Source organism: Streptomyces sp. NWU339 (assembly GCF_003143855.1).
In the GTDB taxonomy this organism is placed as follows: Bacteria; Actinomycetota; Actinomycetes; order Streptomycetales; family Streptomycetaceae; genus Streptomyces.
The window spans coordinates 1-14,198 of sequence record NZ_QFRK01000108.1; the positions used below are offsets into that span (position 1 = coordinate 1).

Consider the following 14,198-nt stretch of genomic DNA (forward strand, 5'->3'; position numbering starts at 1 on the left):
ATGGATCAGCGACGCGCCCGGATGGGCCTGCCGGGCTCTCGGCTTCCCCGCCGACCCGCTGACCGGCTCGGTGTCCGTGCCGCACCCCCACACCCTGCGCCGTCTCCTCGTCCAGCTCGACGGCGACGCCCTGGACCAGGCGATCGGAGCCTTCCTCGCCTCCCGCGCCACCCCGGCCGGTCCCGGGCTGCGGGCGATCGCCGTCGACGGCAAGGCCCTGCGCGGCTCGCGCACCGCCACCACCACGCACGTCACCCTGCTCGCCGCGATGGACCACGCGGGCCACGTGCTGGCCCAGCGTCAGGTCGCGGACAAGAGCAACGAGATCCCCGCCTTCCAGCCCCTGCTGGACAGCATCGACCTGACCGGCACGGTCATCACCGCCGACGCCCTGCACACCCAGCACGCCCACGGCAGCTACCTCCGCGACCGCGGTGCCCACTACATCGCCCAGGTCAAGGCCAACCACCCCGGCCTGTTCGACCGCGTCCGCCATCTGCCCTGGCGCGAGATCGCGCTCGACCACCACGACCGCACCCGGGCCCACCACCGCCTGGAGATCCGGCGGCTGAAGACCGCTGCCTTCGCCCACCTCGACTGCCCCGACGCCCGCCAGGCCCTCCAGGTCGTCCGCTGGAGGMAGGACTTCACCAGTGGCAAGCTCACCATCGAACGCGCCTACCTGATCACCAGCCTGCCGCCCGGCACCGCCGGCGGCACCCGGCTCGCCGACTGGATCAAAGGGCACTGGAAGATCGAAAATCTTCTGCATCACGTCCGCGACCGCACGTTCCGCGAGGACGACTCCACGATTCACACCGGCCGCCTCCCACGCGTCATGGCCGGCCTGCGTAACCTCGCCATCGGCGTCCACCGCCAGGACGGCCACACCAACATCGCCGCCGCCCTACGCCACACCGCCCGCGACTGCCACAGGCCCCTGGCCGCCCTCGGCCTCACCGGATGAACCCGGACAGATCTTGATCATGCAAGGGACCCTGACCAACGGGTGCCCGGCGCTGCGGCCCTTGTTCGCCGGGGGTCTTTCAGCACGCCGATACCCCTCACCCTCATCCGGCGTTGCTGGGAGGCCGGCGAACTGCCCGGTGCCGTGCTCGATGAGAACCGCGGTTGGCCGTTCCCGCCTGCCGGGGCGGCCTCCGGTGGGCGGGGGTCATCCGCTGGGCGGTTTGTCCTGGGTGGGCAGTGTGCCGGTACAGGTGGCGCGGCCGAACTCCCCGGCCGCGGTGGCGCTTTGGACGTGCTGGCCACGCACGGCGAGGGTACAGCGGGCCTGCCCGCCCTTCTTGTCGAGGACGATGCTGACGACCGGGTCCTGACCGAGGGGGACCTTTACGGTCGCACGCCACGGCAGCGTGGCTGCCGTCACGACGGTGGCCTGTCCGGTCTCGCTGCGCCCCTGGTAGGTGATGTCGGCGGTGCCCTCGCCGGTCACCTCGTAGGTCACCGAAGCGGTGGGGCTGCGCTGCTCGGCCTGGCTGTCGCTGCCGCTGGTGTTGAGTACGCCGTAGAGGACCAGCCCGGCGCAGGCGGCCAGTACCGCACCGCCTCCGACGAGCCCGGCGCGCAGGGAGCGCCGGTCGGCGGTATCGGCTGCCGATCCGGTTGCCGGGTCGGGAAATTCCCCGGGATTTCCCATGGTGGTTTCCGTGGATTGCGGCTGATCCGTCGCCGGTTCGGAGGCCGTGGTGCCCATTAATTCGTCCCCTCGCACATGTCATCGCCGTTTTGTGAGCCGACCGTTTGTACATGCCCGTGAGGAGTCCTGTCCAGCGGACAGAAATAGCGGACAATCCGCTGGCTGATTCGCCCTCGGGTGCCAGCTTAAAGGGTCAAGTGCCGGTAATGCCCGGACGCTTGACATCGTGTCACCGGGGTGATTAGAACTCCCGGCGCCGCTGCGTATGGCTTCCTGTCACTGCTGGTGGCGGGGTCCTCAGTGGTTTTTGGACACGATGCATGGGAAAGGTTTGGTGTGAGACCCAGATGGGGAAGGCTGGTCGCGACTCTCGCGGCTTCCGCGGTGTTGAGTACGCTACTACCGCAGATAGCGTTTGCCGCGCCCGCGTCCGGCGGGGAAAGTGACGGCAAGGGAATTGTCGACACGATCACGGGCTGGTTCACGGACGAGGAAGACGAAAAAGAAAGGGCGGAGAAGCCGCCCTCGTACGGAAAGCTCCCCATAGCCGACCGGCAGAAACTGGCCAAGGGGAAGAACGCTCCGAAGGCGAAGCGGGTCAAGGAGCTGACGGGCCGCCGCACCCCGTCGGCCCGGTTCTGGCAGCTGTCCGACGGCCGGGTGGAGGCGGAGCTGTCGGCGGCGCCGACGTCCTACCGGGAGGCGGGGGCGAAGGCGTGGAAGAGCATCGACCCCGCGGTGCACCCGGTCGAGGGCAAGGACGCGAAGGGCTTCGAGCTGGCCAACACGGCCAACACCGGCCGCAGCTGGTTCGGCTCGGATACCGGCCGGCTGCTGCGGTTCGAGACCCAGGGCGGCGGCGCGGTCACCCTGGGCCTCGACGGGGCGAAGAGTAAACGCCTGACGCCGCACGCCAAGGGTGACACCGTCACCTACCGGGACGCACTCCATGGCGCGGATCTGTCCTATCGGGTGGGGCCGGGCCGGGTGAAGGAGGACATCGTCCTGGCCGAGCGCCCGGGCGGCCCGCTGGCGTTCACCTTCACCCTGAAGGCGGACGGGCTGGTGCCGAAGGCGCGGGGGGACGGCTCGATCGCGTTCTACGGGGAGCTGCCGAACACCCCGGTGCTGGAGATTCCGGCGCCGTACATGACGGACGCCGCGAAGAATGACACCTCCGTCCACGGCCGCACCTACAGCACGAAGGTCACGCAGAAGCTGACGCGCGACGGCAAGGACTGGAAGCTGACGCTCACCCCGGACGCGCGGTGGCTGGCGGCCAAGGACCGGCAGTACCCGGTGGTGATCGACCCGACCATCACGATCGCGCCGACCCCCTCGCAGTCCCAGGACGTCATGGTCCTGTCGGACCAGCCGACGACGAACTTCAACCCCTCCTGGAGACTCGCGGCCGGCCGGACCACCACGGGCCTGGCCCGCTCCCTGCTCAGGTTCCCGCTCGACGAGATCCCCGCGAACACGAAGATCGACAGCGCCCGGCTGGGCGTCTACTTCGACCAGACCCACACCACCAACGGCAACAAGGTCACCATCAACGCCCACCGGGCGACCGGCCCGTGGACCGAGGCGCAGGCCACCTGGAACAACACCTCCGCCCTGGTGGGTGAACTGTCCGGCACCAGCGTCCAGGTCGACAACGACGATGAAGGCACCACCGCGGCGAAGGGCGCCTGGCCGGTAACCACCGCGTCGCTGGCCCAGTACGCCATCGGCGGAGACTACCGGTTCAACCGGGACGCGGTCGCCGGGGACACCTACACCTGGCAGCCGAAGATCACCGACACCGGCACCTACCGGGTCGAGGCCCACTACGTGCCGTCCGCCAACCGGGCCACCAACGCCCCCTACACGGTGACCCACCGGGACGGCACCCAGACCTTCACCGTCGACCAGAGCGCCGGCACCAACGGGGTATGGGCCCAGCTGGGCACCACACAGCTGCCCTTCACCAAGGGCACCACCGGCAAGATCGTCCTGGGTGACGGGCCGGCCACCACCACGACCGCCGTCATCGCCGACGCGGTCCGCCTGGTCAACCCCGCCCAGATCGTCAAGGACCCGGGCGAGTACAACCAGTGGCACAATTTCCCGGTCACCGACACCGTCCAGCAATGGGTCAACGGCACCACCAACCACGGCTTCATCCTCAAGGCGAGCAACGAAACCTCCGACGGCCCGCTCGGCGGCCCCCGCTACGAGGCCGGAGACGGCGCCTACGGCGGCGAAACCTCCAGCATCCCGCGGCTGACGGTGACCTACGGCACGGTCGGCACCGCGCTCGACTCGCCGACCGTGGTGCACTCCACCGGCCCCGAACTGTCGTGGAAGGCGTACAAGAACACCACCGGTGACAGCGGGCTGGACATCGTGGAGTACCAGCTGCACCGCTCCACCCGGCAGGCGTTCACCCCCTCCGCGGCCACCCTGATCGCACCGGTCGACAAGACGGCCACCACCCACACCGACACCACCGCGGTCCCCACCCCCGACTCCTCCCTGAAGGAGATCGGCAAGTCGTACTACTACCAGATCGCGGTCAAGACAAAGAACGGCGACCTGCTCGGGTCCCCGACCCGCACGGTGGGCATCCCCAAGGCCGGCCGGACGATGAAGATCATCCAGGGTAGCCAGGGCGGCGTCACCGACACCACCCTCTCCTCGCAGCAGCCCACCACCAACCAGGACACCATCGAGTCCTGGAAAGTCGGCCAGAAGTGGCTCAGCGTCGGTAACAACTCCGGCACCTACGGCACCACCCGCGCGGTGCTGAAGTTCCCCACCACCGGCATCCCGACCACCGCCACGGTGCTCGAGAACAAGATGTACATGTGGGGCGCGGAGACCACCACCGACACCAGCGGCGCGATCTACGAACTCCACCCGCTGACCCGGGACTTCTCCGAAACCCAGGCCACCTGGAACAACGCCACCTCCACCACACCCTGGACCAAAGCGGGCGGCGACTTCTCCGCCACCGTCTCCGACACCGTGGCCAACATGTCCGACGTCGGCCGCCACTGGTGGGACGCCACCAGCCTCATGCAGAGCTGGGTGGACACCCCCACCAGCAACAAGGGCGTCGCCGTCAAGCTGAAGGACGAAACCACCGCCGGCCCGCAGGAACGCACCGTGTTCCTCTCCGCCGAGGCCCCCGATGCGCAGCTGCGCCCGTACATGCAGGTCATCTACGTCGACTCCACCACCGAGGACACCTACTACGCGCCGCAGACCCCGTCCCGGATGACCCCGAACTCCACCTACACGGTCCAGTTCACGGTCACCAACACCACGTCCTCCAACTGGGCGGCGGGTGAGCGGGAGCTGTCCTACACCTGGAAGCTGCCCGACGGCACGGACGTGACCACCGGCGGCAACCAGCTCAAGACGGCGATCCCGGCCCTGCCACCGGGCCAGTCGGCCACCATCCAGGCCAAGGTCGCCACCCCGATCAACTCGGCTTCCGGCAACAAGCGCACCGAGTACGTGCTCGGCTGGGACGTCCGCAAGGTCTCCGACGGCTCCTGGCTGTCGGCCGGCACCGGCGGCATCCCCGCCCTGAAGCAGACCGTGGCGGTCGAGGACCCCACCTCCAACACCCTCGGCCTGGAGAAGTTCTACTCCTACACCGGCAAGAACACCGGCGCCGGCTCGACGGTGATGAACAACCTCGCCGCCGGTAACAGCGTCTGGTCCTACAACGCGTTCACCAACCCCGGACGCGGCCTGAGCACGTTCGCCCGGTTCGCCTACAACAGCCTGGACACCTCCGACACGGTGGCCGGCCACGGCTGGTCCTTCCAGGCCGCCGGCCCCATCCGGCTGGGCGCGCCGCTGGACTTCCACCCCAACCCCAACCCTACCGAGATCCGCCTGCCGGACGGTGACGGCACCACGCACGTCTTCCGCAAGCAGCCCGACGGCAGCTGGAAGGCGCCCGCGGGTGTCCACTACCAGGTCACGATGAAATCCGGCCTGGACTGCAAGCCGTCCGCCGATCCGGTGCCGGACGCGTGGACGCTGACCCGCCCGGACGGCACCCGCTTCCTGTTCGGCTGCGACGGCTACCTGACCTCGGTGGTCGACAAGAACGGCAACACGCAGACGTTCACTTACGAGGAGCGCAAGTCCAACAACAAGCCGACCAAGTTCCTCAAGTACATCACCGACCCGGCGGGGCGTCAGTCGCTGACGGTGGAGTACTACGGCAAGGGTGACGCGTCCTACGAGTACATCGACGACGCGGGTAACAAGGCCACCGGCAGCAAGCTGACCAACTCCAAGATCTACGACCACGTGAAGTCCATGACGGACATCTCGGGCCGCACGATCACCTTCTACTACACGGAGAAGGGCCTGCTCGGCCAGTTCACCGACGGCGACGGCTCCACCCAGCCGAAGGTCTTCACGTTCACCTACGACGCCACCCAGGGCAACAAGAACGTCAAACTGGTCAAGGCGACCGACCCGCGCGGCAACGCCACCTCCCTGGCGTACTACTACCCCAAGGAGGGCGACAACCCGAAGCACCACTGGTGGACCCAGACCGTCACCGACCGCCTCGGCGGCGACACCGACTTCGCCTACGCGGTGGACGCGGGCAACGCGAAGTTCACCGACACCACCGTCACCGACGCCGAGTCGCACGCCACGCAGTACGTGACGGACGACTACGGCCGCCCGGTGCAGACCACCAACGCCAAGTCCCAGACCACCAAGATGAGCTGGGACGCGGACAATAACGTCACCTACCTGGAGGAGGCCAACGGCGCCAAGACCGCCTACTGCTACGACCAGAAGACCGGCTACCCGCTCTGGCAGCGTGACGCGGAGAACAACAAGACGGGCGTGCCCGACCAGGCGACCGCCTGCGTGACGGACACCTCCAAGTGGCCGGCCAACGCCGCCACCTACCAGTACCAGACCCGCGCCGACGGCTACGCCGCCGACCTGTGGCGCAAGACCTCACCCGAGGGCCACGCCTGGCGGTTCGGCTACGACACCTTCGGCAACCTGACCACGGTCACCGACCCCAAGGGCGTAGCCACCACCACGGTCCCGGACGACTACACGACCAGGTACGAGTACAACGGGCACGGGCAGCTGACCAAGGCCACCGACGCCAACGGCAACCCGACCACGAACAGCGACTTCGGGCCCACCGGCTACCCGGCCACGATCACCGACGCGCTGGGTGAGTCCACGCTGTTCGTCTACGACGAGCGCGGCCAGGTCCGCGAGGTCACCGACGCGCTGAACAAGAAGACCACACAGGAGTACGACACCTTCGGCCGTCCGCTGGTCAGCACCACGCCGAAGGACCAGGCAAAGGGCGAGCTGATCACCACGCCGGCGCCCGTGTACGACGCCAACGACAATGTCACCACGGTCACGGCGCCCAACGGGGCGGTGTCCACGGCGGTGTACGACGAGACCGACCAGATCACCTCGGCGACCGCCCCGAAGGACACCACCACCTCCGACGAGCGGAAGTCGGCCTACACCTACGACAAGGTCGGCAACCTCATCACGACGACCGAGCCGAAGGGCACCCTGACCACAGCCGACGCCACCGACTACGTCACCACCAGCCACTACGACGAGATCTACCAGCTCACCTCCGTGGTCAACGCGAACAACGACAAGATCAGCTACGAGTACGACACCGTCGGCAACGCCACCAAGGTCATCGACCCGAAGAAGAACGCCACCCCCGACCCGGCCGACTACACCACCAAGACCGCCTACGACCTGAACCACCGCATCACCACGGTCACCGACGCCGCCGGCAACACCACCAAGCGGGCCTACGACAAGGACTCCCGGGTCGTCTTGGCCACGGACGCGGAGAACAACACCACGCTCATCGACTACGACGAGCGCGGCAAGACCACCGAGGTCAAGGTCCCGCACAGCGGCACCACGACGATCACCTACCGCACGACCCGGTACGAGTACGACCAGGTCGGCAACACCACCAAGGTGATCACCCCGCGGGCCGTCGAGGCCGGCACGACCACGGCGTTCACCGCCCGCACCACCTACGACGCGCTGAACCGGCCGGTCAAGCAGTACCAGCCCTACGACCCGGCCGACACCCGCCACAACGACCCCAACGTCTACACCCAGACCGAGTACGACAAGGTCGGCCGGGTCAAGGCGACCTCGCTGCCGCCCTCGGAGGGGCAGACGGTCCGCAACACCACCGCCTACGACTACTTCGACAACGGCTGGGTGAAGGCCTCCACGGACCCGTGGGACATCGCCACCACCTACGACTACAACACCCTGGGCCAGCAGACGGCCCGCACGCTGACGTCGGCGGGCGGCTCCTCCAACCGCACCATGAGCTGGTCCTACTACCCCGACGGCAAGCTCAAGTCCCGCTCCGATGACGGCGTCCCGGTCGGCAAGAGCGTGGTCCTGGTCGACAACTCCGACACCCAGCACACCACCTCCACCGGCACCTGGACCAAGGGAGACATCACCGGCCAGCAGGGCTACGACCACGAGACCCACGCGGCCGGCACCGGCACGGACGCTTTCACCTGGACGCTCAACATTCCCGAGAACGGCACGTACACCGCGTACGTGAAGTACCCGGAGGTGACCGGCGCGACCACGGCCGCGAAGTACACGCTCACCCACGGCACGACCACCGAACCGGCCATCACCAAGGACCAGACGGCCGGCCCCGGCACCTGGGTCAGCCTCGGCGACTACGCCCTCAAGCGGGGCGAGGACACCGAGCTGAAGCTGGAGCAGAACAGCACCGGCACCGTGGTCGCCGACGCGGTCAAACTGGTCCGTGACAACTCCGCGGACACCGACAACGAGAAGAAGACCTTCACCTACGCCTACGACGCCAACGGCAACCTGACCTCGATCAACGACACCTCGTCCGGGGCGAAGATCGACGCCTACACGGTCGCCTACACCGGCCTCAACCAGGTCCAGAAGGTCACGGAAGCACTGTCCGGCACGGCGAAGACGGCCACGTCGTACACCTACGACCCCAACGGCCGGCCCGAGACGGTCACCCACCCCAGCCAGCACTCCACCTACACCTACGACCTGCGGGAACTGGTCAAGACGGTCTCGGTCGGCAAGACGGCGACGGACACCTCGCCGAAGGTGACGTCGTACACCTACACCGACCGCGGCCAGAAGCTCAAGGAGACCAAGGCCAACGACAACACCGTCGACCACACCTACTACCTCGACGGCGCACTCAAGTCGACGACGGAGAAGAAGGCCGACGGCACCACCCTGGTCGCCTCCCACACCTACGCCTACGACCCCAACGGCAACAAGGCGCAGGACATCGCGAAGAAGATGAACGCCGACAACCACACGGCGTACCTCGACTCCACCACCGACTACACCTACGACCCGGCCAGCCGCCTCACCAAGTCCGTCAAGACCGGCAACGGCGCCGGCACGGAAACCTACGTCCACGACGACAACGCCAACGTCATCAGCCAGACGGTCAAGGGCACCAGCACCACCTACCACTACGACCGCAACCGGCTGCTGACCGCGGCAACATCAGGCGTCACGGCCGGCTACACCTACGACCCCTTCGGCCGCCAGCAGTCGGTGACCTCCGGCGGAAAGCTTATCGAGCGGAGCGTGTACGACGGCTTCGACCACGTCGTGGAGTCCCAGAAGACGGACGACACCGGCGCGATGAAGTCGACCACGTACACCTTCGACCCGCTCGACCGCACCACGTCGAAGACCGCGGACGGCAAGACCACCGACTTCACCTACCTCGGCCTGTCCGGCGAGGTTCTCGACGAGAAGGTCGCCGGCGCGCTGACCAAGTCCTATCAGTACAGCCCGTGGGGCGAACGCCTCTCCCAGGTCAAGCACAACACCGACGGCACGACCGAAGATGGCTACTACGGCTACAACAGCCACACCGACGTCGAGACCCTGACCGACCAGAACGGTGGCACCAAGGCCACCTACGGCTACACCGCCTACGGCTCTGACGACACCTCCGAGTTCACCGGAATCGACAAGCCCGACACCAACGACCCGACCAAGGGCGCGTACAACCCCTACCGTTACAACTCCAAGCGCTGGGACTCCCAGTCCGGCACCTACGACATGGGCTTCCGCAACTACAGCCCGGGCCTGAACCGCTTCACCACCCGCGACATGTACAACGGCGCCCTCGCGGACATGGGCCTCGGCACCGACCCGTACACCGGCAACCGGTACGCCTTCACCGGCGGTAACCCGGTGTCCTTCGTCGAATTGGATGGCCACCGGCCCGCCGATTGCTCGGAACCCGGCGCGCAGTGCAGTATGAACAGCGGCGGCGGTTGGAGTGTGAGTTTCGCGGCAGCGGCGCTGCCCGGAAAGTACGGGAACAAGACCTCACGTCACAATCAAGCGCAGGCGCGGGCGATTCTGGAGATCGAAACGCAGGCCGCGAGTATTGGGGCCACTGACTTCCAAGTGCTTCCACCGAATCCCATCCAGGGCGCGAACAAGGAATGCATGTACCCGCGCAACGGTGACCGAGGAAAGGTTCGGGGCAACCGAGGAAGTGCAGTGCCGGACTGCAGCTACGGAACCCCAGACATTCTGGGGTACGACGCCAAGGCCGACGTCTACTATGTCTGGGAGGTCAAGTCAGCCGGCGACTCGGCCAAGGCTGTTCCCGAGGCCCAGTGGTACGTCAACCGTTTGCGCTCTCAGAACAAGAATGCCGTTCTCGGCTGGATGATCGGGGGCCCCTACGAAGTGGGCAATGGGGACAAGGTCATGGGGCCGGAGGAAGGCGCAGTGATCTACGGCAGGAACAACAATAAGAGGTTTGCAAAGATCTACAACAACAGTCCTATGGCTGCCGCGAGACGTGCCGCCGCGGGCCAGACTCCGAATCCGACCGCGGGCCCCGGTCCCGGTACCTACCCGGGCACGGTCCACCAGCCGGGTGTGGGCACGAGACCCATGTCGGACGGCGGCGGATTCGATCCGATCCTGGTGCCGTTGTTCGCCCTCGGAGGAGCCGCAGTAGTGGCAGGTGGGATAGCGATGGGTCCTGAAGCAGCGGTCACGGGCGCGGGTGCAGCCCTCGGTTATGCGCTAGCCGCTTGATGGGGAGGGGCCCTTGCGAATATTGTGTTCGCAAGGGCCCTTCGCCTCCTTTCCTTCGTTACTGACCCGGCTATCAAATCTGGTGAATAAATGAAAGATCTCTCTTCTTTTCTGAAAGATTATGCGACGCCTGCACTGAAGACCTTCGGGTTTCGTAAGAACGGCATGGAATATCGGTTCGGCACTGGTGATGGAGACACGGCGTTCCTGTCGTTCTCGCCGATGCGCATCGATCCACGAGCAGTAGTCTTCCATGTGAATTGCTCGATTGTTCCGGAGCCCTATTGGCAGTGGCTGAACAGGCAATATATCGCCGCAGGTGTTCCCGATCCGAATCCGGCCGGGGCTTTGGCAGCTTATTCTTTGATGCCGCCGGACTCTGCTGCTCACACGCCTGGCGCGCCAGGGCAGTCCGGGACCCGTTGGGCGTTCGGCGACCAGAACCGGGCGGAGGTCGGAGTGATCCTCGCGGAAGTCCTCACGACTGAGGCCGTGCCAAAGCTGCAGCGCCTGCTGGATCGGGAGAAGCTGTTGATGGCCATCAAGTCTTCCGAGAGGCCGTCCATTCGGCGCTGGGGCGCTGTGCAGTCGGAGCTGGTGCTCATGGCAGACGTGAATCCCCGGGAGCGGGTCGAGCAGCTGCTCTCGTCGCTCGACCGAGGTGACGCGTTCGCCGAGAATTTCGACCGGTGGATCGCACTGCGCCGCGAGCATGCCGCCCAGGCGTGATGCATGCTTGCTTGGGTGCGTTTCTCCTGAGGTGACGGCCGTGTCCGTGGTTGCTGCTGGTTCGTTGCCGTAGCGGAGTTGATCGCGTCGCATGGTGAGGTGGGCTGGTGGGCTGCGAAGCGGTGGAGCGGACGCTGGAGGAGCTGGTGGCCGGCTGCGATCTCTCGGTTTCGGGACAGTGGAGTGAAAGACAGTGGGCCTGGGTGCGTTGTTGCTGGTCGGTGGCGGTTTAGGGACGTGGGGTTACTGTCATGAGGGTGAGAGATCCGCGGGGCATCGCTGTCGTGGTGGTGTTATCCCGTGCGGGGTGACGCTGTCTCAGTTGTGTGAGTTCTGATCCACTGGCCGGTGGGGTGGGTGGTGTGCTCGGGGTGTGGATCAGGAAGTGGAAGGCAGGGCGTGAAGATACTTTGTGGGTGCGCGATAGCCGCCGCCGTCCCCGTGCTGCTGCTCGGTGGCCTGTTCGCCCTGGAGGCCTGTACCGGGCCGTCGGGCGAGCTGACCGCACAGGAGGTCGCCGAGGTCTGGAAGGGCACCGGCGGCGGCCGGGTCGACTTCGCCGACGACGGCACGTTCACGATGTCGGGCATTCCACGGAGCGCCATCGAGCTCAGCTTCATCGACCCCCCGCCCGGACAGGGAAACCTCTCCGGGCGGGGGGGAGTAGAACCTGCGCGGTGACGACGACCGCAGCGGCACCATCGAGCTGAGCTTCGCCGCCGCAGGATCCTTCTCGGACGGCTCCGCGTCCACGCTGCTGCAGGTCGAGGAGGCGGGCGACCGCCCGAAGCTGTACTTCGACACGAACCCGGACAAGGGGTACGGCTACACGATCCGCCGGGAGGCGGGTGAACCGCTCCGGATTCGGTAGGGGTTCGATCGGCGGTCCGCCCCGCCTCCGCGGCATCGGGGCCCGATCCGGTGTCTGGGGGGCGGGGCGGGCCTTCCTTCACCCAGCCCCGCAGCGACTCCGGACTGACCCCGAGTTCCCGCGCGACCTCGGTCACTGGCCGGCCCGATGGCCACACGAGTTCGACCGCGTCCCAGCGGGGCCTACGGATCTACGCCCACTCAACGCCGAGTTCGGCGAGGGCGGCCTGCTGCCCGGAGTCGAGCTTGTCGCGCCTCGACTTGGTGTTCGAGACCCACACACCCAGCTTGACGACTACCGGCTCCGTCTCGCCGTCGACTGTGATCTTTTCGCTGTGCCCCCGCGGCACGGGCCGGTGAGCGCCCTCGCGTTCCACCCATTGGGCGAGGGCTGTCAGGCCGCGTTGGAACGCCGCCTGAGCTTTGCTCGGCCCCTTCGCTGCACGCCTCGTCGCCGGGGTCGGAGAGGGGGCCTGGGCGGGCTTGACGCCCAGCGCGGAGAGCCGTTCCTGCTGTTCGGTGGACAGCAGCTTCCAGGTGCCCGGCTGTTTCTGCCGCTGAAGCCACCGTCCGATGTCGTCGCCGTCCATCAGCACCCCGGGGGCGATGTCGGGCAGTACACCGTCGGCGTCGACCAGGTCGGCGAGGATGCGGTGGTGGCGTTGCCAGTCCAGCGGCCACGGACAGTTCCAGTCCTCGTCGATCGCGGCCAGCTGCCGCGCGCGCCGCGGCCCGCCGCGGGTCCTTGCCCAGGCCGCCTTTTCTGCGGAGGTTGGCCATGTGCTGCCCGACGGGCACCATCGCCTCGCCCTCACCCCACACCTGTCGCGGGTCGTTTTTTATGCGCAGTGGGTGTGTTCTGAGCTGGGGTTTTCTCAGTTGTCGTCTTCGTTTTGTGGTGTTGATGGTGTTGCCGAGGGTGGCCTGGCAGGGGTCCTGCAGGTTCCTGGCCTTGGGTTGTGCAGTTTGCCTGGGTGGCGTGCAGGTGGATCGGGCCGCTACTTGAGAAGTCGACGGATGAGGTCACGGATTCGGGTGGATGTCGATGGTGGTGAGGAGGTGGTGCTGCTGGGGGTGGAGGATGTCCCACCGGGTGCGTTGGATATCGGCCCACTGCTGGAGGGCGGGGGGAGTGGGCTGGCCTGTGTGGTGATGCTCGCGGGCTTGGTGGTAGGTGCGGTGCCAGTGGTAGGGCCAGGGCGGGTTCCACCAGGGGTCGATGGTGTTGAGGGTGTGCAGGGTGGCGGGGGAGAGGCGGCGTTGGCCGGCTTTGCGGCGTTGTTGGATCAGCCAGACCCCCAGAGGGAACCCGTCATGGTGCGTGCTTTTGGGGACGCAGAGGTGGCCAGTCTCCTCGGCCCAGGCGTGGGCGTGGGCCAGGCCTGGGCTTGGCGGGTAGGAGCGGGTCGCTTCGCGGCGCCGTGCGGGTTCCCGCATTTCCGGGGTGATGCCGATGTCCGTGAGGAGCGTGCGCTGTTGCGGGTGTAGCCGGTGCCATGCGGCGCGTTGGGCGGATGCCCAGGAGTTGGTGGTGGTCGTGGTGGTGCGGGCGTGGTGGTAGGCGCGCTGCCAGCGCATGGGCCAGGGCGGGTTCCACCAGGGGTCGAGTGTGGTCAGGGCGTGGTGGAGGGCGTAGGGGGTGTTCGTGTTCTGGGCCAGGAGGCGTTGCCGGGCCAGCCAGGGCCCCAGGGGGAAGCCGTCGTGGACGGCGCAGTACGGCGTTGCCAGACTGCCGTGCGCGGCTGTGTAGCTGCGGGCGTGTTCGAGCGCGGTCTCGGCGTACGGGCTGAGGGGCCGGGTGCGGGTG

General features: G+C 67.1%; 6 protein-coding genes and 2 pseudogenes. 4 read left to right on the forward strand and 4 right to left on the reverse strand.

Annotated elements, in window-relative coordinates:
• Positions 1-967 (forward strand): ISAs1 family transposase (locus DIZ27_RS43085; protein ID WP_109383731.1); only part of this gene is annotated, 967 nt, incomplete at its 5' end.
• A 207-nt stretch (positions 968-1,174) separates the two neighbouring features.
• Here DIZ27_RS43085 and DIZ27_RS43090 read toward each other — a convergent pair.
• Positions 1,175-1,660, reverse strand: coding sequence for a hypothetical protein (locus DIZ27_RS43090; RefSeq protein ID WP_258308877.1), 486 nt, complete (start codon positions 1,658-1,660; stop codon positions 1,175-1,177).
• A 1,356-nt stretch (positions 1,661-3,016) separates the two neighbouring features.
• On the opposite strand from DIZ27_RS43090, the gene DIZ27_RS43095 reads away from it, so the two are divergent.
• The 3 genes from DIZ27_RS43095 (at position 3,017) to DIZ27_RS48225 (ending at position 12,202) form a co-directional block, all read left to right on the forward strand.
• A complete protein-coding gene (locus DIZ27_RS43095; protein WP_258308878.1) occupies positions 3,017-10,792 on the forward strand; it encodes a DNRLRE domain-containing protein in 7,776 nt (2,591 codons plus the stop codon).
• A 90-nt stretch (positions 10,793-10,882) separates the two neighbouring features.
• On the forward strand, positions 10,883-11,521 hold the full coding sequence (locus tag DIZ27_RS45430) for a hypothetical protein (RefSeq protein ID WP_146229130.1): 639 nt from the start codon (positions 10,883-10,885) through the stop codon (positions 11,519-11,521).
• Between the two features lie 399 nt (positions 11,522-11,920).
• The gene (locus DIZ27_RS48225; protein ID WP_146229131.1) at positions 11,921-12,202 is read left to right on the forward strand and encodes a hypothetical protein; all 282 of its coding nucleotides are present in this window, start codon (positions 11,921-11,923) and stop codon (positions 12,200-12,202) included.
• A 242-nt stretch (positions 12,203-12,444) separates the two neighbouring features.
• Here DIZ27_RS48225 and DIZ27_RS49120 read toward each other — a convergent pair.
• The 3 genes and pseudogenes from DIZ27_RS49120 to DIZ27_RS43115 all read right to left on the reverse strand — a co-directional run.
• A pseudogene (locus DIZ27_RS49120) lies at positions 12,445-12,582 on the reverse strand (transposase); the annotation flags it as partial.
• Positions 12,583-13,222, reverse strand: a pseudogene (locus DIZ27_RS43110) (helicase associated domain-containing protein); the annotation flags it as partial. It lies immediately after the preceding pseudogene.
• Positions 13,223-13,414: 192 nt separating this feature from the next.
• The coding region (locus DIZ27_RS43115; RefSeq protein ID WP_181383999.1) for a helicase associated domain-containing protein at positions 13,415-14,198 on the reverse strand (784 nt) is incomplete at its 5' end.

Excerpts from the sequence above, each read along its gene's own strand:
- DIZ27_RS43090 (WP_258308877.1), bottom strand. The coding sequence starts at position 1,660 with ATGGGAAATCCCGGGGAATTTCCCGACCCGGCAACCGGATCGGCAGCC.
- DIZ27_RS43095 (WP_258308878.1), top strand. The coding sequence starts at position 3,017 with ATGGTCCTGTCGGACCAGCCGACGACGAACTTCAACCCCTCCTGGAGA.
- DIZ27_RS45430 (WP_146229130.1), top strand. The coding sequence starts at position 10,883 with ATGAAAGATCTCTCTTCTTTTCTGAAAGATTATGCGACGCCTGCACTG.